Source organism: Micromonospora echinofusca (genome assembly GCF_900091445.1).
Classification (GTDB): domain Bacteria; phylum Actinomycetota; class Actinomycetes; order Mycobacteriales; family Micromonosporaceae; genus Micromonospora; species Micromonospora echinofusca.
In genome coordinates this window covers 6,100,709-6,119,818 of record NZ_LT607733.1, presented here as the reverse complement: position 1 = coordinate 6,119,818, position 19,110 = coordinate 6,100,709, and the positions used below count along the sequence as shown (strand labels likewise).

Here is a 19,110-nt window from a genome sequence, read left to right as displayed (position 1 = left end):
CCTGGTCTGAACTCGGCTTTCAACCCGTTCTGAAGAGCTCTTTCCGCCTGCCCAAAAAATGGTCGTCGAATTGCCCTCGACCCCACATTCGTGGGGTTGCCGGGACGGTATTTCGAACCGCATTCTCGATCGCATCGAGTTCGACCCGCGACAGCGAAAGGAAAATGATGACCTTCAACGCAGCGGACGCCCTCCGTGAAGCCGGCATCATCGGTGGCAGCCAGATGTCGCCGGAGCTCGAGGAGTTCTGCAACACCCTGACCGAGCAGGAGACGCAGGTGCTCATCTCCACCCGCAACCGGCTCGTGTCGTTCTTCCCGGACGTGGTGGCGCACAGCCAGGAGTGGTCCGAGCCGAAGGCGACTGAGCAGGGCTTCGACGCGGCCATGATGTGCGCGTGCGGCCTCTGGTCCGGCTCCGGCGAGGCCAACTAGCTCGACCCGCGCGCCGAGTGCGGCCCGGACACCGGGCCGCACTCGGCGCCCATCGGAAGGAGGCGTTCATGCGCGGGCACCTGGTTCGCAACCGCAGCCGGTTCGACGTGCCGGAGGACCTGACGTACTTCGTGCACGGCGAGTCCCACCTTGTCATCAATCCGCAGGTCGGCGCCCGCTGCGTGCTCACGACGCGGGAGTTCGGCGTCCTGCGGGCACTGGTCACCGGGACGCCGCTGGAGCCGGACGAGGCGACCGAACGCACGCTCGGCAAGCTCATCCTGCAATGGATCGTCTACTTCAACGGTCACCGGCCGACCGTCACGGTCAGTGAGTCGCCGCTCAACACTGCCTACTACGCCATCACCGACGGCTGCAACCTGCGCTGCCCGTACTGCTATGCCTCCTCCGAGAAGTGCCTGCCGGGGGAGCTGAACACGGCCGAGTCGCTGGACCTGGTGGACCAGGTCGCCGCGATGGGCACCAGGACCATCATCTTCACCGGTGGCGAGCCGATGCTGCGCAAGGACCTCTTCCAGGTCGTCGAGCACGCCAAGTCCCGCGGCCTGCTGTGCAACGTCATCACCAACGCCACCATGATCCGCAGCGCACAGATCGCGCAGCGGTTCGCCGAGCTCTTCGACGCCGTCACCATCAGTCTCGACGGTGGCACCGCGGAGACCCACGACCGTACCCGCGGCAAGGGCTCGTTCGCCAAGACGCACCAGGCCGTGCGACTGCTCAACGACGCGGGCGTGGAGCCCCGGATCAACCACATCGTGACCTCCGACAACATCGACGAGCTGGAGGACTTCGGGGCCTTCATCGCCGGGTTGCGGGTGCACAGCGTGCGGCTGATGAACCACAGCCAGCTCGGCCGTGGCGTCGACGACGAGTACGACTTCGGCTGGGCCGACCACCTGCGGGTCCAGCAGCTCGTCTGGACCTCGCCGATCGCCGGGCCGCTGCGCCCGGACGGGCCGCGGCCGGTCACCCCCTGCTCGGTCAAGGGCAACTGCGGTCTGGGCGGCAACGAGATCTACATCAACTCGCTCGGCGACGTCTACCCGTGCAAGCTCGTCACCGGCCGCGCCGAGCACGCCGGCAACATCCGCCGGCAGCCACTCGCCGAGATCTTCGCCAGCCCCGTGCTGGGGGCGATGCGGCGCAGCACGGTGTACGGCGGCGAGTTCCACGCCGACTGTGGGGCCTGCTACATCCGCTCCAACTGCGGCGGCGGCTGCCGGGCCACCCACATGTCGCTCTCCGGTGACCTGCGGCGCAACGACCGGCACTACTGCCGCATCCTGCGCCACGGCCTGGTCACCCAGCTCTGGCAGGAGTCGGGGGTCAGCCGCGCGGAGATCGCCGCCAACGACGAGGCGATGACGGTTCCGCGCAGGGTCGCCGACGGTGCCGTGCACGAGGTGTACGACCAGTGGAAGACGTACGTCGCCCCGCCGGCCCCGGCGATCCGGGCCGGCCAGCTCATCCCCGTCACGCCGGTACCGAGGAGGTCGGACAGTGTCCCTGCACATCAGTGATGCCGTCATCTGGAACGAGATGGGCGACGGCGTCTCGCTCTACCACGTCGAGACCGGCGAGTTCCGCTCACTCAACGACACCGCCGCGAAGATCTGGGTGCTGCTCTCCGACGACGGCGACCCGGAGGCCGTGAAGACCAAGCTGTCGCTGCTGTACGGGGCAGGCAACGCCGCCATCGGCGCGCGCATCCGGGCGGACGTGGACGCGTTCCTCGACACCATGGTCGAGCGCGGCATGCTCGTCGAGACCGTGCAGGCATGATCGGAAGGAACCGGGCATGACCACCGCCGTGGTCCTCGGCGGCGGGTTCGCCGGCGTCCTGGCCGCATACGTGCTGGCCGGTCACGTCGACGACGTCACGATCGTGGAGTCCGGGCGGTACCCCGCGAGGCCCGGTCCACGGCCGGGCCTGCCCCAGGCACACCACAACCACGTGCTGGTCACCGGCGGCGCCCGCGCCCTGGACGCGCTGGTTCCCGGCACGGTGGCGGCCCTGCTCGCCGCCGGGGCGCACCGGCGGGGGCTCACCGGTGATGCCCTGATCCGTGGCGCCGACGGCTGGTTCCACCGGCACCACACCGACGCCTACGTGATCTCGTGCAGCCGCTGGCTGACCGACGACGTGGTACGCCGTCGCGTCCTCGCCCACGCGGCGGTGCGGGTCCGCGAGGGGACGCGGGTGCGCGGCCTCACCGGGAACGCCGACCAGGTCACCGGTGTCGCCGTCACCGGGCCGCACGGCACCGGGACCATCCCGGCCGACCTGGTGGTGGACGCCACCGGCCGACGTTCGCAGGCCCCCCGCTGGCTGGCCGCCCTCGGCGGGCCGCCGGTGCGGGAGGAGACGGTCGACTCCGGGCTGGCGTACTCGACCCGTGTCTACCGGGCGCCGCCCGGACTCGGCACCGGCCTACCGGCGATCATGCTGCACCCGCGCACCGAACAGGGCCGCGAGGGACACGGGGCGACACTCTTCCCGATCGAGGGCGACCGGTGGATCGTCACCCTGACCGGCACCCGCGGCAACCGGCCGCCGGTCACCGCGCCCGAGTTCACCTCCTGCGCGTACGCGCTCGGCTCCCCGATCATCGCGGAACTGCTCGCCGACGCGGAACCGCTCGGCGACGTCCGGCCGTACCGGGTCACCGCGAACCGTCGCCGCTACTTCGAACACCACCCGGGCCCCGCCGGCTTCATGGTGCTCGGCGACGCCCTCGCCACCACGAATCCGGTGTACTCGCACGGGATGTCGGTGGCCGCGCTGGGCGCCCGTGCGCTGCAGCGCGCACTGGCCCGGCACGGACCCGGTCCCGCGCACAGCGCCGAACTACAGGCCGCCGTGGCGTCCGAGGTGGACACGCCGTGGCGGATGGCGGTCGGCAAGGACCGCGGCGACGCTGGTGCCGCCCCCGTCCCGGCGCCCCTGCGCCTGCGGCTGGGCCGCTGCATGCTGGGCGATCGGACGCTGCTGACCGGACTGTTCGGGGCGCAGACCCTGATCGCCCCCGAGTCGGCGGTCGGGAAGGCCGCGCGGCAGGCCCTGGCCGAGCCGCCGCCGGCGTTGCTGAGCACGGACGACGCGATCGCCCAGTATCCGCGGCTGCACGACTGGTGGCGTTCCGCCCCGGTGAGGAGCACGACATGAGCGCTGACGACGTACCCCTGATTCCGTACGCCACGCTGTTCGGTAACCCGGCCTACCTGAAACCGGAGATCTCCCCGGACGGCACCCGCCTGCTGTTCCTGGCACCGTACGACGGCGTGCTGAACGTCTGGAGCTCCCCGGTGGACGACCCGGGCGCCGCCACGCCCGTGACCCGGGACCGGCGCCGGGGGGTCCGCACGTTCGGCGTCTGCCACGACGACCGCACGCTGTTCTACCTGCGCGACGCCGACGGCGACGAGAGCTGGCGGCTGTATCTGGTCGACCTGGTGACCGGCGCGGAGCGCTGCGCCACCCCGTTCGACGGAGTCCAGACGCGGATCATGGCACACAACCGGTGGCATCCGGACGTCGTCCTGCTCGGCCTGAATCGCGACCAGCGGCACCTGCACGACGTGTACCGCTTGGACCTGCCGACCGGCACGCTCACCAAGGTCGCCACGAACCCGGGGTATCTGAGCTGGATCGTCGACACCGACCTGCGGGTCCGCGGCGGCACGCGGATGCGCCCGGACGGCGGCACCACCATCGAACTGGACGGTGAACCCTGGCTCGACGTCCCGTACGAGGACACCATGGGCACCCGCGTCCTCGGATTCACCCGCGACGGCGCGACGTGCTATCTGCTGTCGTCGATCGGGGCCAACGCCAACCGGCTGTACGCGGTCGACACCACCACCGGTGCGCAGACGCTTCTCGCCGCGGACCCCACGTACGACATCCGCCGTGTCGAGCTGGACCCGGCGACGCGCCGACCGGAGGCGGTCGTGTTCGCCAAGGACCGCGACGAGCGCGTCTTCCTCGACGAGGAGTACGCCAAGGACCTGGCCCGCATCCACAGCGACCTGGCGGTGGCCGGCATCGACGCCGAGGTGTACGTCGATCGCACCGACCGCGCCGACGAACGTTGGATCCTCTCCGTGGTCACCAGCGCCGACCCGGTCCGCTACTACCTCTACGAACGCCGTGCCGGCCGGCTGACGTACCTGTTCAACCACCAGCCCGAGCTGGACCGGTACCGGCTCGCCCGGATGGAACCCTTCACGTTCACCGCCCGCGACGGCGTCACCGTGCACGGCTACGTGACCTGGCCACCCGCCGCCGAGCGCCGGGACCTGCCGGCTGTCGTGAACGTGCACGGCGGGCCGTGGTCACGCAACTCGTTCGGTCTGGACGAGGAGGCGCAACTGCTGGCCAACCGGGGATACGCCTGCGTCCAGGTCAACTTCCGCGGCTCCACCGGCTACGGCAAGCACTTCCGCAACCTCGGCACCAAGCAGTGGGGTGCCGCGATGCACACCGACCTGCTCGACGCCGTGGACCACCTCGTCGCGTCCGGCGCCGTCGACCGGTCCCGGCTCGCGATCATGGGTTGCTCATACGGCGGGTACGCGGCCCTGGCCGGTGTGGCGTTCACCCCCGGGGTGTTCGCCTGCGCGATCAGCCTGTGCGGCCCGTCGAACCTGCTGACCATGCTGGCCGGCGGGGCGCCGTACCGGACGCCGCTGGCCGCGTTCATGCGGACGCAGGTGGGCGACCCGGAGACCGAGCAGGACATGCTGTGGCAGCGGTCGCCGCTGTCGCGGGTCGAGGACATCACCGTCCCGGTGCTGGTCGCGCAGGGTGCCAACGACGTACGGGTCACCCAGGACGAGGCGGAACAGATCGTCGCCGCGCTTCGCGCCAAGGGCGTGCCGTACGACTATCTGCTCTTTCCCGACGAGGGCCACGGCCTGACCCGCCCGGAGAACCGGCAGGCCTACTACGAAGCCGTCGAACGTTTCCTGGCCGAGCACCTGGCCACGCGTTGACCACCACCCGGCCAGCGCCGGCCTGCGGAACGGCGGGCGACGTCGGCGGCTTCGCGACTATTCCGCCCGGGTGCCGGCCGGGTGGACCGATCCGTCCCGGGTGAGCTCGCCGACCGTCTCCCGCCACAGGGCCAGCAGTCGGTGCAGATCGTCCGCTCCGAGCACGTCCGCCGCGCCGATCAGCAGCGTGTTCGTGTCGGACGGGGACTCGGTGACGAACATGAGCAGCTCGATGGACGCCTGTGGGTGATCGATCTCCATCGCTCGCACGTCGACACCGTCCAGCGCCCAGTTGAGGTCCACGTCCTCCCGCGCGTACGCCAGCACGACCTGGTAGAGCGGGTTCCGGCGGGTGCCTCCCTCGCGCCTCTCGGCGGCGTGGGCGATCAGCGAGGCGATGGGGTAGTCACGCCGCCGCAGCGAGTCGCGTACGAGCGTCCGGCACTCCTCGAAGGTCCGCTGCAGGCCCGCGGACCGGGGCGAGCGGGAGCGCAGGAGGATCAGGTTCTGGAAGAAGCCGACGGTGTCGAAGTCCTGCGGCCGCAGTCGGGTGTCCACGGCCGTGACGAGGCTGACGTCGTCGGTCCCGGAGAACTGCTTCAGCGCCCAGAGCAGCGCGGTGACGTGGATGATGAAGCGCGTGCAGCCCAACCGCCTCGCCGCGGCGCCCATGCGAGCGGAGATCTCCGGGCCGAGCAGACCCTCGGTCACCACCGGCACAGTTGTCTCCGCCTCGAGATCGGTCAGGAATCGTGGCGGCAGCGGCGTGAGGAGATCGAGGATCTCCGGCGAGTCCTCGATGCTCGGGAACGTGTTCCGGACGGCGGACGAATCGTAGGCGTACGGCTCGGCGAGATCCTCCGACCGGCCCGCGTAGAGCGCGGCCAGATCGCGCTGGAGAACCGCCCTCGAACGCTCGTCGATCGCGATGTGGTCGATGACCAGTAGGAGGCTGTGGACGCCTGGCGTGTGCGGGATCAGGATCGCCTGGAGCATCGTGTGGCGGTCCGGGGACGTGAACCGGTGGGTGGCGCCGTCGAGGACGTCGCTCACGTGCTTGCGTATCTCGTCCTCGTCCGACAGCCCGGTGGCCGGTGCGATCGTGAACACGTCCGGGCCCTCGCCCGGATGGACGATCGCCAGGACCTCTCCCGATTCCGCGAACGCGTAGTTGGTGCGGAGGATGGTGTGCCGGCGGACGAGTCCGATCAGCGCGTCGCGGAGCCGGTCGACGTCCAGCGCCCCGCGGATCAGCAGGTGGGTGCCCACGATCTGCGCGGGCGGGCCGCCCGGCGCGTGACGCCCCTTGATCAGGCGGCTCTGGGTCAGCGACGCCGGATAGACGGTCGCCCGCGGCCGGCCGCTTCGATCGAGGTGGTTCTCCATCCTGCCCACCCTTTCCGCCGCTCGCCCCGCGACCGCCGCCCCGCGCCGCTGCCGTGATCGAGTCCGCCGGACGCGACCGCGAGCGTACTAGTTTTCGGCGGGAGCCGTTGCCCCAGAAGCGATTGACGCGCTGCGGAACGGGTAGGGGTCGGGCATGCGGATCGTGGTGGTGGGGGCGACCGGCAACGCGGGCACCGCGGTGTTGCGCCGGCTGCGGCGGGAACGCGGAGTGGATCTCGCCGGGGTGGCCCGCCGGCTGCCCGGGCCGGAGTGCGGTGAGCCGTACGAGCAGGTGGAGTGGCACTCCTGCGACGTCGGCCTGCCCGGCGCCGCCGACCAGCTCGCCGAGGTCTTCGCCGGGGCCGACGCGGTGGTGCACCTGGCCTGGCAGATCCAGCCCAGCCACGACCAGCGCGTACTGCACCGCACCAACGTGGGCGGCAGCGCGGCCGTGATCGACGCCGTGGTCCGCGCCGGCGTGCCGGCTCTGGTGTACGCGTCGTCCGTCGGCGTCTACGCGTCCGGCCCGAAGGACCACCCGGTCTCCGAGCGCTGGCCGGCGACCGGGGTGCCCGGCTCGTCGTACAGCCGGGACAAGGCCGAGGTGGAGGCGTTGCTCGACCGGGCGGAGCGGGAGCACCCGGAGCTGCGGGTGGTGCGGCTGCGGCCCGGCCTGAACTTCCAGCGGGCGGCGGCCACCGAGATCACCCGCTACTTCCTCGGCCCGTTCGCGCCCGTCCGGCTGCTGCGCTTCGGCCGGATCCCGCTGGTGCCGACGAACCGGCGGTTGAGGATGCAGGCGGTGCACACCGACGACGTCGCCGACGCGTACGCCCGGGCGGTCCTGGGTGACGCGCGCGGCGCGTTCAACGTCGCCGCGGACCCGGTGCTGACCCCGGAGCTGGTGGCCCGGCACTTCCACGGCTGGACGGTGCCCGTCGCCGCCCCGGTGCTGCGCGCCGCCGCCGCGCTGACCTGGCGGGCGCGGCTGCAACCGATCGACGCCGGTTGGGTGGAGCTGGCGCTGCACGCGCCGCTGATGTCGAGCGAGCGCGCCGAGACGGAGCTGGGCTGGCACCCGCGCCACGACGCGCTCAGCGCGCTGAAGGAACTCTTCGCCGGCATGGCCGACGGCGCGCACGCCGCAGGCCCGCCGATGTCGGCGGCCGGCGACCTGCCGGGCCGCCCCACCGCCCTGCTGCGTGGCCGCCCCGCCGGCCACGGCAACCCCTACTGACCACGCCGACCGCGTCCGCCACCACTCGGTCGGTCAAGAGGTTCGCGCCTCGGATCGACGCCCCGGAGAACGCAAACCTCTTGATCGAAAAGGCGGGGCGCGGGTGGGGTCAGAAGTCGGCGAAGAGGTACGGGTGCTGACGGGGGAAGAGGCGGCGCAGCTCGGCGGCCGCCTCCGGCGACACGTCGCCCAGCCCGCGCAGACCCACCTCGACCGGGTCCAGCACCCCGTACGCCAGGGCGGAGATGCCGGCGGCGGTCAGCGTGCTGGTCGGCGGCGAGCCGGCCGTGGCGGCGGTGCCGGTGACCAGCTCCAGCGTGCCGGTGGTGCCGTCCAGCAGGTACGACCCGGCCAGCCACCGGTCGCCGGTCAGCTCCACCCGCACCCGGCCCGGGCCGACGGGCAGCCCGGCCAGCGCGTCGACCGACAACAGCCGGGCCATCGGCGCGGAGGAACCCGGCCGGGCCACCTGCGCCTCGACGTGCACCGCCAGGTCGGTCAGCCACAGCTCCGGCGCCTCGTCGACGGGCACCTGCACCGTGACCCGCTCCACCTGGTCGACGTGCCGGCCGAAGAACTGCAACAGCAGCGCCCGGGAGACCGGGTCGGCGGCGAGCAGGTCACCGGCGGTGAGCGTGCCGCCGTGGTCGTCGATGCGGTAGATCACGGCACCGGTGACCGTGCCGCCCGTGCGGGCCGTCAGCAGCCAGTGCTCGTCGCGGTCGCGCAACCCCACGTCCCGGTAGCTGGGGAAGATCGCGAAGCCGTGCCGCTCGTTCAGGCACCGCTCGGTGAACCGGCGCCAGTCCTGGTAGCCCTCGCCGATGCGCTGCCAGCCGACCTCGCCGGGCAGGTCGGCACCGAGCAGCTCGCCCAGGTCGGCCGGCGAGAACGTGACCGTACGCGGCTTCGGCAGCCCCACGTAGCCGAACCGGGCGTAGAACGACGGCCGGAACGGGTAGAGCGCGCTGAGCTGGTGCCCCTCGTCGCGCATCTCGTCGAGGAGGCGGTGCAGCAGGGTGCGTACGTGCCCGCGCCGGCGGGCCAGCGGATGGGTGGCGACCCCGGCGACGCCGGCCATCGGCAGCACCTCGCCGCGTACGTTCTGCCGCATCGGGATCGCCGAGGCGGCGGCCAGCGTGACGCCGCCCTCCTCGACGACCAGCGTCCGGTTGCCCTCGTTGTAGGGCAGGTAGCCGCGGAACTCCTCCGCCCGGGCCGCGCTGCGCGGCGACGCCTCGAAGGCGTACGCGCCGAGCGCGAAGCTGGTGGACAGTCTCTCTTCGGCGTTCACCCGGCGGACGGTCATCCGCCCATCCCATCCCGGCCCGGCGGTCGCCGCAACCGCAATCGCCGGTGACCGGACCGGCGGACGGTCAGCCGATCGGCAGGTGTCGAAGGTGCCGGCGGCGGCGCAGCCGGACGCTGAACACGGTCGCCACGGTGCCGATCAGCAGCGCGGTGACGGCCAGCCCGTGCAGCGACCCCCGCGTCAGGTAGCCGGAGTCGGTGTGGTCCACGGCCCAGGTGGCGATCTCCCGGCTGGACCAGAACGGGGTCAGCTTCGCGCCGGTGCCGGCCGGGTCGATCAGCATCTGCACCGCCACCACGGTGAGCAGCAGCAGCGTCCCCTCCAGCTCGCGGGGGAGCAGGGCGCCGATCAGCATCCCGAACGGCGCGGCCACGCCCACGCAGCAGAGCATCGCCACCGCCACCCCGCCGTGCCGCAGCTCGGGCGCGTCGACGACGGTGAGCACGAAGAACGGCACGGACAGGATGAGCCCGGTCGCCCACAGGCCGAGCATCCGGCCGAGGTAGAGGTCGTGCGGGCGGTAGCCGGCCAGCCGCAGCCGGGGCTCCAGTTCGCGGGCCGCGCCGGTGGCGAAGAGGGCGGCGGTGCTGACGGCCCAGCTGATGCCGAGCAGCAGCGAGCGTACGGACTGCCCGACGTGCGAGTCCCGCCGGATCAGCCAGAACGCCAGCGGCATCAACAGCAGCAGCAGGAGCACGCCCCGACGGCGCAGCAGCTCCCGCAGGGTCATCTCGGCGACGGTGACGAGCCGGTTCACGCACGCCCTCCCTGGGTGGCCGGGGTCAGGTCGAGCACCAGGTCGACCCGGTCGAGTTGGTTGAGCAGGTGGGTCACCACGACGATCGCCCGTCCCTCGTCGCGCAGCCGGGCGAGCTGGTCCCAGAAGTTGACGTACGTGCCCTGGTCGAAGCCCTGGTAGGGCTCGTCGAGCAGCAGCACGTCCGGCTCGCTGAGGGTGGACATGGTCAGGTTCAGCTTCTGCCGGGTGCCGCCGGAGAGGTTGCGGGCGAGGACGTCGCCGTCGGCCTCCCAGCCGAGGTGGCGGGCCGCCGCCCGACCGGCACGGCGGGCCAGTCCCCGGGCCACGCCCCGGCCGGCGCCGATCAGCACGAAGTGCTCGTCGGGCAGCAGGAAGTCGGCGGTGCCGCCCTGCTGGGGGCAGTAGCCGACCCGGCCGGAGACGGTCACGTCCCCGGCGTCGGGGGAGACCAGCCCGGCGCAGACGCGCAGGAAGGTGCTCTTGCCGCAGCCGTTCGCCCCGATCACGGCGGCGATCTGACCGGCCCGGACGGCCAGGGACGCGTCGCGCAGGACCGTGCGTCGCCCGTACCGCTTGGTGATGCCCCGCGCGTCCAGCCGGACCGGTCCGGGGCGCGCAGCGGGCGAGGTGCCGATGGTCTCGACGATCGCGGCGGCGTAGTCCTGCGGCCGGCCGAAGACGGCCCACGGGTCGCCCCCGCCGTCGCGCAGGTGCGCGGCGGCCTCGGCGACCACGTGCCGGGCGGCGTCCGCCCGGACCCGGCGCCGGTTCAGCTCGGCCGCGAACGCCCGCAGCCACTCGTCGGCGTTCATCCGTCGACCCCCTTCGTGACGAGGCCGGTCACCGGGGCGACGAACGCGAGCCAGGCGCTGCCGCCCTGGCGTAGGGTCGCCCGCCCGCTGTCGGTGAGCCGGTAGTACTTGCGGGCCGGACCGGACGCGCCCTCCCGCCAGTCGGCGGTGACCAGGCCGGTGCGTTGCAGGCGCAGCAGCACCGGATAGAGCGTGCCGCCCTGGATCGGCCCGATGCCGGCGGCCTCCAGCGACTGGGCGAGCTGGTAGCCGTAGGACTCGCCCTCGCGAAGCAGGGCCAGGACGCAGAGGTCGAGCACCCCGCGCAGCCACTGCCCGCGCCGGTCGGAATCCACCCGAGGAACATAGCGGCACTACCTAGCTGGCACAACTACCTAGCTGCCGGCGGCCGACCGCGACGGGAGCCCGGACGCGCTCAGACGGCGACGACGTCCGAGACCACGACGGTCACGTTGTCCGGCGCGCCGGCCTGGTGGGCGAGCTTGACGAGCTGCTCGCCGCACTGGTGCCGGTCGCCGTACGTGCTCAGCGCGGCGGCGATCGTGCCGTCCTCGACGTAGTCGGAGAGCCCGTCGCTGCACAGCAGCAGCCGGTCGCCGGCCACCACCGTGAGCACCCCGATCGCCGGGGGCGTGTCCGAGCCCTGCACCGCCCGGGTCACCAGGGACCGCTGCGGGTGGTGCCGCGCCTGCTCGGGCGAGAGCGCCCCCTGGTCGACCAGCGCCTGGACGAAGGTGTCGTCCCGGGTGAGCTGGGTCAGCTCCCCGTCGCGCAGCAGGTAGCAGCGGGAGTCGCCCACCTGGGCCAGCACCAGCGCGTCCCCGGCGAGCAGGGCGGCGGTCAGCGTCGTACCCATGCCGTCGCGCGCCGGGTCGACCGTGATGGCGGCGTGGATGCGCCGGTTCGCGGTGCTCACCACGGCCCGCAGGGCTCCGGCCGCCTCGTCGGGGGTGGTGGGCGGGCTCAGCTCGTCCAGGATGCGGATGACGATCTCGCTCGCCACCTCGCCCGCGGGCAGGCCACCCATGCCGTCCGCGACCGCGACGAGGCGGTCGCCGGCGAGGGCCGAGTCCTCGTTGTTGGTGCGGACCAGGCCGATGTCGTTGAGGATGGCCGAGCGGAGGATCAGCGTCATGGGGTCAAGCTTGCCAAGAACACCCTGCCGCCGTCTCTACGCACTACTGCGTAGGGTTGGGGAATGATGCCGGTGTCCATGGTCGGGCGCGCCGGTGAGCTGGCCGAGCTCGACCGGGCGTGGTCCACCGTGGTCGATTCCCGGCGCCCCACGCCGGCCGTCGCGGTGCTCACCGGCGAGGCCGGGGTGGGCAAGTCCCTGCTGGTCGCGGCCGCCCTGGACGCGTTCGCCCCCCGACCGGCGGTGGTGCTCTCCGGCGCCGCGCGCGTGCACAGCCCCGCGCCGTACGACTGGCTGGCCGCCGTCCTCACGGGCCGCGACACGAGCCGGCTCGACCTGCCGCCCGACGCGCTGGCCTGGCTCGCCCAGCAGCCCACCGCGCCGCGCGAGCGCTACGCGCCGGGCACCCTGCTCCGGCTCGCGGTGCGGGTCGTCCGGCTGCTCGTCGGCGCCGGCCCCGCCGTACTGGTGGTGGAGGACCTGCACGCCCTCGACCCGGCCAGCCTGAACCTCGTGGGCGAGCTGGCGACCGCCGCCGACCTGCCGGCGCTGCTGGTGGTGGCGAGCCGGCCCGCCGAGGACGCCGTCGCGCCGGACCTCGCGGTCCGCGCCCTGGCCCGGCTCTGCGGCGTCCGGGGCGCCGTCCGCCAACACCTCGGACCGCTGCTGCCGGCCGAGGTCGCCGAGGTGCTGACCCAGGTGTACGCGGACCCGCGCCCGTCCGGCCGGCTGGTGCGCGCCGTCTGGCAGCGCACCGGCGGCAACCCGTACGCGCTCACCGAGCTGCTCGCCGCCCACGCCGCCCGGGGACCCGAGGCCCTGCTCCGGCCGCCGCCCGCCCCGCGAGTGCCGAGGGCGGCGCCGCAGCGGCCCGCCGACCCGGTCGACGCCGAGCTGACCGGGCGGGAGATCGAGGTGCTGGGCTGCCTGGTCGCCGGGATGTCCAACAAGCAGGTGGCGCGGGCCCTCGGCATCTCGGTGCGGACCGTCACCGTGCACGTGTCGAACCTGCTGCGCAAGACCGGGTCCGCGTCGCGTACCGAGGCGGCGATCTGGGCGGTGCAGCGGCGGCTGCCGGTGCCGACGCCGGTCGACGGCTGAGCCGACGCCCGGCCGGGCCGGCGCGGCCCGCGTCGCCGACGGGTGCTCAGGGGCGGGGGTAGCGGAGCAGGAGGCTGGCGGCGACCTCCTCGTCGCCGACGGCCGCGTACACGTGTGGCACGTCCGAGGTCCAGCGCAGGTGCCCGCCGGCGGCGGCGGTCAGCGGCGCGTCGACCGGGCCGGCGCGCAGCACGCCCGAGAAGACGGTGACGTGCTCGGTGACGCCCCGCTGGTGCGCGGGGGAGAGCTGCTCGGGGCCGGGCGCGACCAGCATCCGGTACAGCTCGTAGGTGGCGTCGCCGTCCTCGAAGACCTCCAGCAGGATGGCGCTGACGGCGGCGCCGCGTACGACCGGCCCGGCCGCCGGGCCGGAGAGCACGGCCGTCAGCGGTACGCCGAGCTGCGCGGTGATCGCGTAGAGCGTCTCCAGGGTCGGGTTGCGGGTGCCGTTCTCCAGGCCGGAGAGGGTCGCCTTGCCCACCCCGGCGAGCCGGGCGAGGGCGGACAGCGACATCCCGCGCTCCTCGCGCAGGGCGCGTACCCGGCGACCGACGGCCTCGGCGCCCGGATCGGGGGCCGATCGGTGGACTGGTGACGTCTGCGGCACCCCGCTATGGTGCTACAGGTTCTTGTTCCGTAAACGGAACGGTCGGGGGAGTGGGATGGCGGGACGGTCGCAACCGGTGCTGGCGGGCGTGGTGACCGCGCTGGTCGGGTTCGCCAGCTCGTTCACGGTGGTGCTGGCCGGCCTGCGGGCCGTCGGCGCCTCGGACGCGCAGGCCGCCTCCGGGCTGCTGGCGGTGTGCGTGGCCTCCGGGCTCTCCGCCGTGTGGCTGGGCCTGCGGCACCGGATCCCGATGAGCGTGGCCTGGTCCACCCCGGGCGCGGCGCTGCTGGTCGCCACCGGTGCGATGCCCGGCGGGTGGCCCGTCGCCGTCGGGGCGTTCCTCGTCTCGGGCGCGCTGATCGTGGCCGCCGGGCTGTTCCCCGCGCTCGGGCGGGCCGTCGCGGCGATCCCCCGGCCGATCGCCGGCGCGATGCTCGCCGGGGTCCTGTTGCCGCTGTGCACCGCCCCCGTCCGCGCGCTGGTCGAGGTGCCCCGGCTGGCCGTCCCAGTGGTGCTGGCCTGGCTGCTGCTGCACCGGTTCGCCCGCCGCTGGGCGGTGCCCGGCGCGCTGGTCGTCGCGGTGGCGGCGATCGCGCTGACCACCCCGGTCTCCGGGCTCGGCGGCGCGCGGCTACTGCCCGTGGTCGAGCTGACCGCCCCGGCCTGGAACGTCTCCGCGATGGTCGGCCTCGCGCTGCCGCTCTTCCTGGTCACCATGGCCGCACAGAACGTACCGGGAATGGCGGTGCTGGTCGGCTACGGCTACCGTCCACCCTTCGGCGCCGCGCTGCGCGCCACGGGGCTGACCACCGTGGTCGCCGCGCCCGCCGGTGGGCACGCGGTCAACCTCGCCGCGATCACCGCCGCCCTGGCCGCCGGCCCGGACGCCCACCCGGACCCCGACCGTCGCTGGATCGCCTCGGTCACCGCCGGGATCGGGCTGGCCCTGCTGGGGCTGGGCGCCGGGGCGGCCACCGCGCTGGTGGCGCTCGCCCCGCCGGTGCTGATCGAGGCGGTCGCCGGGCTGGCGCTGCTCGGCGCGCTGGCCACCGCGCTCACCTCCGCGCTGGCGGAGCCGGCGGCCCGCGAGGCCGCGGTGGTCACCTTCGTGGTGACCGCCTCCGGGGTGGCCCTGCTCGGCGTGGGTGGCGCGTTCTGGGGCCTGGTCGCCGGCGGGGTGATGCTCCTGCTCTTCCGCCGGCGCTCCGACGGGCCAACCGCGCCGGAACCACCATCCGAACCCGCGACCGCGCCGCCACGGCCGGCGTCACCCGGGCCGGACTCCGTCGCGGTCGCCTCGTCGCCAAGCGGTGGCCGGGCCGACGGCGACTGAGCGTCCGCCGGCCGCGATGGCGTGCGGCTGTGGCGGTCGGAGTGGCGCGTCGGCGGTCGGAGTGGCGCGTCACTCCTCCGGCGGCAGGTCGCCGGCGGGGACGTCGAGGCGGACCTGGCCGTCGGCGACGGCGGCGATCTGCTCGGCGAGCACGTAGACGGCGCCGGTGCGGGCCAGGTCGGTGGAGACCTTCAGGTAGCCGCTGTGCAGCAGGCGGGCCGCCAGGTCGGCCGGCACGTCCGGCTCCTCGACCGCCGTCGACTCGATCAGCTCGTCGAGGCTGCTGCCCGGGTCGGCGGTGGGGCCCTGCACGGTCACCGCGTTCGGGTCGCCCCGCTGGACGAGGTCGACGGTGCCGAACTCGGTGCCGTCGACGTCGATCACCCGCATGCCCGTGGTGACCCGGGAAACTGTCGTCTGCCGCTCGGTGCCCTGCTGCTCCATCCTGGCGCGGTTCCCGGCCCCCGCTCCGGCTAAACCATCGTCGAGATCTTGGACAGTTGTCGCTCGGGCCGAACGGCAACTGTCCAAGATCTCGTGGTGGCGTACCGGTCAGGACTCCGGGGACCAGGCGCTCGGCGGGCGGGGGGAGAGCTCGCGCCACGTGTCGGTGCCCTGGAGCAGTGCTCGGACCGTCTCCTCGGCCTCGTCGGCGGTGCCGTGCTCGTAGAAGCGGGAGACGCCCTCGGAGCCGCCGGCGCGCTGCTCGACGTGCCACCGGTCGCCGTCCACCCGGAGGAAGACGTCGCGCCGGGCCAGCCGGCCCCATTTCCCGTTCCACCAGTGCTTCCGCTGCTCCATGGCGGGACTCTATCGAACAGACGTACGAAAATGTGCGGCCCCTGCGGGATTCCCGCAGGGGCCGATGTGCGTGCGCCGGGTTCAGCGCGGGGTGGGCGGTTCCTCCCGGCGGCCGAGCACGTCGTCGAGCGCGCCGCGCTGCTGCCCGGGGGTGGTGTGCCCGGCGGCGACCAGGGCGTCGCGGATCTCGGTGAGCAGCCTGACCTCCTCGCTCGGCGCCTTCGGCGGCGGCTCCTCGCCCCGCTTGCGCCGCTCGGCCAGCTTGTTCATCGGGAACACCACGAGGAAGTAGAGCGCCGCCGCGGTGAGCAGGAACGTGATCAGCGCGTTGACGAACGCGATCCAGTCGAAGGCGATGCCGCGGAACATCGGCGCGGTGCCGGCCAGGCCCTTGTCGCTGCCGGTGATGAGCAGCACGAAGACCCGGATCAGCGGTTCCAGGAACGACTTGGTGAGCTGGGTGACCACGCCCGTGAACGCGGCGCCGATGACGACACCGACCGCCAGGTCGACGACGTTCCCGCGCATGATGAATTCTTTGAAGCCCTTGAACATCCGTACTCCCGAGGTGTCCGGTCTTTCGTCCGGCACAACCTATGCCCCGGGCGTGGGCTCCAGAAAAGCGCCGGCCTCGATCGCCGCCCGGTCCGCATCGCCGGCCCGGATCGCCTCGACCAGCCGGGAGTGGTCGGCGTAGCGCTCCGGCTCCAGCGCGCCGCCCATCGACTGGGCGATCGTGCTGTGCAGCGCGGTGCCGACCGAGGCGTACAGCTCGGCGAGCATGCCGTTGTGCGCCGCCGCGACCACGGCGGTGTGCAGCGCCGCGTCGGCCGCCACGAACTCGTCGAACCGGCCGTCGCGCCAGGCCGCCTCGCGGGCGGCGAGCGCGCCGTCCAGGGCCGCCAGGTCCTCGGCCGTACGCCTCAGCGCGGCGAGCCGGGCGGCCTCCACCTCGAAGGCGCGGCGCACCTCGACCACCTCGGCCATCCGGTCGGCGGTGAGCCGTCTGGCCACCACCGGGGCCAGCTCGTCGGTCGACACCACGTACGTCCCGGAGCCCTGCCGGCACTCCAGCACCCCGGCGTGCACCAGCGCCCGTACCGCCTCGCGGACGGTGTTGCGCCCCACGCCGAGCGCCGCGACGAGTTGCGGCTCGGTGGGGATCCGTCCGCCGACAGCCCACTCGCCACCGAGGATCCGCTCCCTGAGCTGCGCGATGGTCTGCCGCACCCGGTGCCCCCGGGGCGGCGCGGCGGCGGAATCAACCGACGGTGGCACTGGTTACAACACCCGCCAGGAATTCATCCCATGATTGTAGGTTCGGACGCATGACCCCGCCAACCACCGCCGCTGTCGACGCCGGAACCTCGCCGCGTTCCGCGCGGGAGACGATCGCCGGGCCGGACGACGTGCCCGCGCCGGCGGATGCGACGGCTCCTGCCGCCGGCCCCGTCGGCGCCACCCCCGCGCCGGCCGGACCGGTCGCCGGTGGGCTGCTCGTGCTCGTCGGCATGCTGCTCGTGGCGCTCAACCTGCGGGCCGCCATCACCAGCCTCGGCGCCCTGCTCGACGAGGTACGCGGCGGCCTGGCCCTCTCCGGGGCGCTGGCCGGGGTCGTGACCACCCTGCCCGCGGTGGCCTTCGCCGTCTTCGGGTCGCTCACGCCCCGGCTCGTCCGCCGGCACTCCCCGGCCCGGGTGCTGGTGGTGGCGATGCTGATCCTCGCCGCCGGGCAGCTCGTCCGGGTCGGCACGGACTCCGCGCTGGTCTTCATCGCCGGCAGCGCCCTCGCGCTGGCCGGGATCGCGGTGGCGAACGTCCTGCTCCCGCTCCTGGTCAAGCAGTACTTCCCGCACCGCATCGGACTGGTCACCGGGGCGTACTCGATGACGCTGACGGTGGGCGCGACGGTGGCCGCCGCGGCGGCGGTGCCCGTGGCGCACCTCTTCGGCACCTGGCGGGCCGGGCTCGCCGTCTGGGCCGGGCTGGCCATGGTGGCCGTACTCCCGTGGGTGCCCCTGGCGCTGCGGGCGCGCGCGGCCCGACGGGCGGCGACCCCGACGGCGGCGGCGTCCCGCCCCGGGCGGATCCGGCCCGGGCGGACCCGGCTCGGCTGGGCGATGGCGGTCTACTTCGGGACGCAGTCGCTCGGCGCCTACGCGATCATGGGCTGGCTGGCCCAGCTCTTCCGCGACGCCGGCTACCGACCGCAGGACGCGGGCCTGCTGCTCGCCGGCGTGACCGCCCTGGGCGTGCCGATCGCGCTGCTGATGCCCACCCTGGCCGGGCGGCTGCGCACCCTGCACCCGCTGGTGCTGACGCTCTCCGCCGCGATGGCCCTCGCCTACGTCGGGATGGCCGTCGCGCCGCACGACGGGGCGCTGCTCTGGGTGGTGCTGCTCGCGATCGGGCAGAGCGCCTTCCCGATGATCCTGGCCACCATCGGGCTGCGCGCGCGCACCGCCGAGGGGACGGTGGCGCTCTCCGCGTTCAGCCAGAGCGTCGGGTATCTCATCGCCGCGCTGGGGCCGCTGCTCGTGGGCATCCTCTACGGGACCACCGGCGGGTGGACCGTCCCGATCGGGTTCCTGCTGGTGGCACTCGCCGTGCAGACCGGCGCGGGCATGGTGATCGCCCGTCCCCGGCACATCGAGGACGAGGCGTGAGGGGAACCGTCAGGAGGTGGCGGGCGTGGGGTCGCCGGCCACGGCCTGCTCGACCGTGGGGTAGGTGTGCAGCACCTCGACGAGGCCGCTCACCTCGAGGATGCGCAGCACGCCCCGCTGCGGGGCGGCCAGCCGCACCACGCCGCCGGCCTCGTCGCAGCTGTTCTTGGCCCGGACGAACACCGACAGCCCCGTGGAGTCGCAGAACGAGACGTTCGCCAGATCGAAGACGAGTCGGCTGCGACCCTTGTCGAGCAGGTCGGTGATCTGGTCCTGAAGCTGCGGTGCGGTCGCCATGTCCAGCTCGCCCGCGACCGAGACGACGACCACGTCGCCGCGCTGTTCCGTGTGCACCGTCAAGGACATTCGCCAGACCTCCTGTTATCGGGGAAACGGTATCCCACCATCGGGGTGGTACGCAGAACGGGAGGCGGTATCCGGTGGCCGTGCTCATTCGTTTGCCCTGCGGCAACTAGCGCTCCGGCCTCCGGTGATAGAGTCCGCCGT

The 19,110-nt window shown here is 73.3% G+C and carries 21 protein-coding genes; 9 read left to right on the top strand and 12 right to left on the bottom strand.

Translation table 11 applies throughout. From position 1 onward, the window contains the following. Positions 1–167: 167 nt before the first annotated feature. From GA0070610_RS26235 to GA0070610_RS26215, 5 genes are all read left to right on the top strand, one after another. Positions 168–434, top strand: a complete 267-nt coding sequence (locus GA0070610_RS26235; RefSeq protein ID WP_089002512.1) for a StsA-related sactipeptide RiPP — start codon at positions 168–170, stop codon at positions 432–434. Between the two features lie 68 nt (positions 435–502). Continuing rightward, positions 503–1,978, top strand: a complete 1,476-nt coding sequence (gene stsB, locus GA0070610_RS26230; RefSeq protein WP_089002511.1) for a StsB family radical SAM/SPASM domain sactipeptide maturase — start codon at positions 503–505, stop codon at positions 1,976–1,978. Beyond that, positions 1,959–2,240, top strand: a complete 282-nt coding sequence (locus GA0070610_RS26225; RefSeq protein ID WP_089002510.1) for a PqqD family protein — start codon at positions 1,959–1,961, stop codon at positions 2,238–2,240. The genes stsB and GA0070610_RS26225 overlap by 20 nt, the downstream gene beginning before the upstream one ends. 16 nt (positions 2,241–2,256) lie before the next feature. Continuing rightward, complete coding sequence (locus tag GA0070610_RS26220; RefSeq protein WP_089002509.1) at positions 2,257–3,624, top strand: NAD(P)/FAD-dependent oxidoreductase; 1,368 nt, start codon at positions 2,257–2,259, stop codon at positions 3,622–3,624. After that, positions 3,621–5,453: a S9 family peptidase gene (locus GA0070610_RS26215; protein ID WP_089003752.1), complete on the top strand. Its 1,833-nt coding sequence runs from the start codon at positions 3,621–3,623 to the stop codon at positions 5,451–5,453. The genes GA0070610_RS26220 and GA0070610_RS26215 overlap by 4 nt, the downstream gene beginning before the upstream one ends. Before the next feature lie 57 nt (positions 5,454–5,510). Here the strand turns inward: GA0070610_RS26215 and GA0070610_RS26210 are convergent, their stop codons facing one another. Beyond that, on the bottom strand, positions 5,511–6,839 hold the full coding sequence (locus tag GA0070610_RS26210) for a condensation domain-containing protein (protein ID WP_089002508.1): 1,329 nt from the start codon (positions 6,837–6,839) through the stop codon (positions 5,511–5,513). A gap of 154 nt (positions 6,840–6,993) precedes the next feature. On the opposite strand from GA0070610_RS26210, the gene GA0070610_RS26205 reads away from it, so the two are divergent. After that, the gene (locus GA0070610_RS26205; RefSeq protein ID WP_089002507.1) at positions 6,994–8,076 is read left to right on the top strand and encodes an NAD-dependent epimerase/dehydratase family protein; all 1,083 of its coding nucleotides are present in this window, start codon (positions 6,994–6,996) and stop codon (positions 8,074–8,076) included. 109 nt (positions 8,077–8,185) lie between these two features. Here GA0070610_RS26205 and GA0070610_RS26200 read toward each other — a convergent pair whose 3' ends face one another. From GA0070610_RS26200 to GA0070610_RS26180, 5 genes are all read right to left on the bottom strand, one after another. Continuing rightward, entirely contained in the window at positions 8,186–9,370 is a 1,185-nt protein-coding gene (locus GA0070610_RS26200) for a GNAT family N-acetyltransferase (protein WP_331716484.1), read from the bottom strand. An 82-nt stretch (positions 9,371–9,452) separates the two neighbouring features. Beyond that, positions 9,453–10,145 (bottom strand): hypothetical protein, encoded by a 693-nt coding sequence (locus GA0070610_RS26195; RefSeq protein WP_089002505.1) that lies wholly within the window; start codon positions 10,143–10,145, stop codon positions 9,453–9,455. Further along, positions 10,142–10,960, bottom strand: a complete 819-nt coding sequence (locus GA0070610_RS26190; RefSeq protein WP_089002504.1) for an ATP-binding cassette domain-containing protein — start codon at positions 10,958–10,960, stop codon at positions 10,142–10,144. The genes GA0070610_RS26195 and GA0070610_RS26190 overlap by 4 nt, the downstream gene beginning before the upstream one ends. Then, positions 10,957–11,295, bottom strand: a complete 339-nt coding sequence (locus GA0070610_RS26185) for a PadR family transcriptional regulator (RefSeq protein WP_089002503.1) — start codon at positions 11,293–11,295, stop codon at positions 10,957–10,959. Before GA0070610_RS26185 ends, GA0070610_RS26190 begins: the two co-directional genes overlap by 4 nt. Positions 11,296–11,375: 80 nt before the next feature. Continuing rightward, complete coding sequence (locus GA0070610_RS26180) at positions 11,376–12,095, bottom strand: PP2C family protein-serine/threonine phosphatase (protein WP_089002502.1); 720 nt, start codon at positions 12,093–12,095, stop codon at positions 11,376–11,378. Positions 12,096–12,158: 63 nt separating this feature from the next. Here GA0070610_RS26180 and GA0070610_RS26175 point away from each other — a divergent pair, with 63 nt between their 5' ends. Continuing rightward, positions 12,159–13,196, top strand: a complete 1,038-nt coding sequence (locus GA0070610_RS26175; protein WP_089002501.1) for a helix-turn-helix domain-containing protein — start codon at positions 12,159–12,161, stop codon at positions 13,194–13,196. 46 nt (positions 13,197–13,242) lie between these two features. Here the strand turns inward: GA0070610_RS26175 and GA0070610_RS26170 are convergent, their stop codons facing one another. Further along, a complete protein-coding gene (locus tag GA0070610_RS26170) occupies positions 13,243–13,710 on the bottom strand; it encodes a helix-turn-helix domain-containing protein (protein ID WP_231925816.1) in 468 nt (155 codons plus the stop codon). 148 nt (positions 13,711–13,858) lie between these two features. Between GA0070610_RS26170 and GA0070610_RS26165 the strand changes: the two genes are divergently transcribed. Beyond that, a complete protein-coding gene (locus GA0070610_RS26165; RefSeq protein ID WP_089002499.1) occupies positions 13,859–15,136 on the top strand; it encodes a benzoate/H(+) symporter BenE family transporter in 1,278 nt (425 codons plus the stop codon). Positions 15,137–15,205: 69 nt separating this feature from the next. Here GA0070610_RS26165 and GA0070610_RS26160 read toward each other — a convergent pair whose 3' ends face one another. From GA0070610_RS26160 to GA0070610_RS26145, 4 genes are all read right to left on the bottom strand, one after another. Then, positions 15,206–15,580, bottom strand: coding sequence for a hypothetical protein (locus GA0070610_RS26160; protein ID WP_089002498.1), 375 nt, complete (start codon positions 15,578–15,580; stop codon positions 15,206–15,208). Between the two features lie 108 nt (positions 15,581–15,688). Then, positions 15,689–15,937 (bottom strand): hypothetical protein, encoded by a 249-nt coding sequence (locus GA0070610_RS26155; RefSeq protein ID WP_089002497.1) that lies wholly within the window; start codon positions 15,935–15,937, stop codon positions 15,689–15,691. A gap of 81 nt (positions 15,938–16,018) precedes the next feature. Continuing rightward, positions 16,019–16,492, bottom strand: a complete 474-nt coding sequence (mscL, locus tag GA0070610_RS26150) for a large conductance mechanosensitive channel protein MscL (RefSeq protein WP_089002496.1) — start codon at positions 16,490–16,492, stop codon at positions 16,019–16,021. A gap of 39 nt (positions 16,493–16,531) precedes the next feature. Beyond that, positions 16,532–17,215 carry a FadR/GntR family transcriptional regulator gene (locus GA0070610_RS26145; RefSeq protein WP_089002495.1) on the bottom strand — a complete coding sequence of 228 codons (684 nt, stop codon included), beginning with the start codon at positions 17,213–17,215 and terminating at the stop codon, positions 16,532–16,534. A 50-nt stretch (positions 17,216–17,265) separates the two neighbouring features. Between GA0070610_RS26145 and GA0070610_RS26140 the strand changes: the two genes are divergently transcribed. After that, on the top strand, positions 17,266–18,603 hold the full coding sequence (locus GA0070610_RS26140) for an MFS transporter (protein ID WP_089002494.1): 1,338 nt from the start codon (positions 17,266–17,268) through the stop codon (positions 18,601–18,603). A 9-nt stretch (positions 18,604–18,612) separates the two neighbouring features. Here GA0070610_RS26140 and GA0070610_RS26135 read toward each other — a convergent pair whose 3' ends face one another. Next, positions 18,613–18,969, bottom strand: a complete 357-nt coding sequence (locus GA0070610_RS26135; protein WP_089002493.1) for an STAS domain-containing protein — start codon at positions 18,967–18,969, stop codon at positions 18,613–18,615. Positions 18,970–19,110: the final 141 nt, after the last annotated feature.

Coding starts and splice junctions, on each gene's coding strand:
- GA0070610_RS26235 (WP_089002512.1), top strand. CDS start 168: ATGACCTTCAACGCAGCGGACGCCCTCCGTGAAGCCGGCATCATCGGT.
- stsB (WP_089002511.1), top strand. CDS start 503: ATGCGCGGGCACCTGGTTCGCAACCGCAGCCGGTTCGACGTGCCGGAG.
- GA0070610_RS26220 (WP_089002509.1), top strand. CDS start 2,257: ATGACCACCGCCGTGGTCCTCGGCGGCGGGTTCGCCGGCGTCCTGGCC.
- GA0070610_RS26215 (WP_089003752.1), top strand. CDS start 3,621: ATGAGCGCTGACGACGTACCCCTGATTCCGTACGCCACGCTGTTCGGT.
- GA0070610_RS26210 (WP_089002508.1), bottom strand. CDS start 6,839: ATGGAGAACCACCTCGATCGAAGCGGCCGGCCGCGGGCGACCGTCTAT.
- GA0070610_RS26205 (WP_089002507.1), top strand. CDS start 6,994: ATGCGGATCGTGGTGGTGGGGGCGACCGGCAACGCGGGCACCGCGGTG.
- GA0070610_RS26190 (WP_089002504.1), bottom strand. CDS start 10,960: ATGAACGCCGACGAGTGGCTGCGGGCGTTCGCGGCCGAGCTGAACCGG.
- GA0070610_RS26180 (WP_089002502.1), bottom strand. CDS start 12,095: ATGACGCTGATCCTCCGCTCGGCCATCCTCAACGACATCGGCCTGGTC.
- GA0070610_RS26175 (WP_089002501.1), top strand. CDS start 12,159: ATGATGCCGGTGTCCATGGTCGGGCGCGCCGGTGAGCTGGCCGAGCTC.
- GA0070610_RS26170 (WP_231925816.1), bottom strand. CDS start 13,710: ATGTCGCTGTCCGCCCTCGCCCGGCTCGCCGGGGTGGGCAAGGCGACC.
- GA0070610_RS26165 (WP_089002499.1), top strand. CDS start 13,859: ATGGCGGGACGGTCGCAACCGGTGCTGGCGGGCGTGGTGACCGCGCTG.
- GA0070610_RS26160 (WP_089002498.1), bottom strand. CDS start 15,580: ATGGAGCAGCAGGGCACCGAGCGGCAGACGACAGTTTCCCGGGTCACC.
- GA0070610_RS26155 (WP_089002497.1), bottom strand. CDS start 15,937: ATGGAGCAGCGGAAGCACTGGTGGAACGGGAAATGGGGCCGGCTGGCC.
- mscL (WP_089002496.1), bottom strand. CDS start 16,492: ATGTTCAAGGGCTTCAAAGAATTCATCATGCGCGGGAACGTCGTCGAC.
- GA0070610_RS26140 (WP_089002494.1), top strand. CDS start 17,266: ATGACCCCGCCAACCACCGCCGCTGTCGACGCCGGAACCTCGCCGCGT.
- GA0070610_RS26135 (WP_089002493.1), bottom strand. CDS start 18,969: ATGTCCTTGACGGTGCACACGGAACAGCGCGGCGACGTGGTCGTCGTC.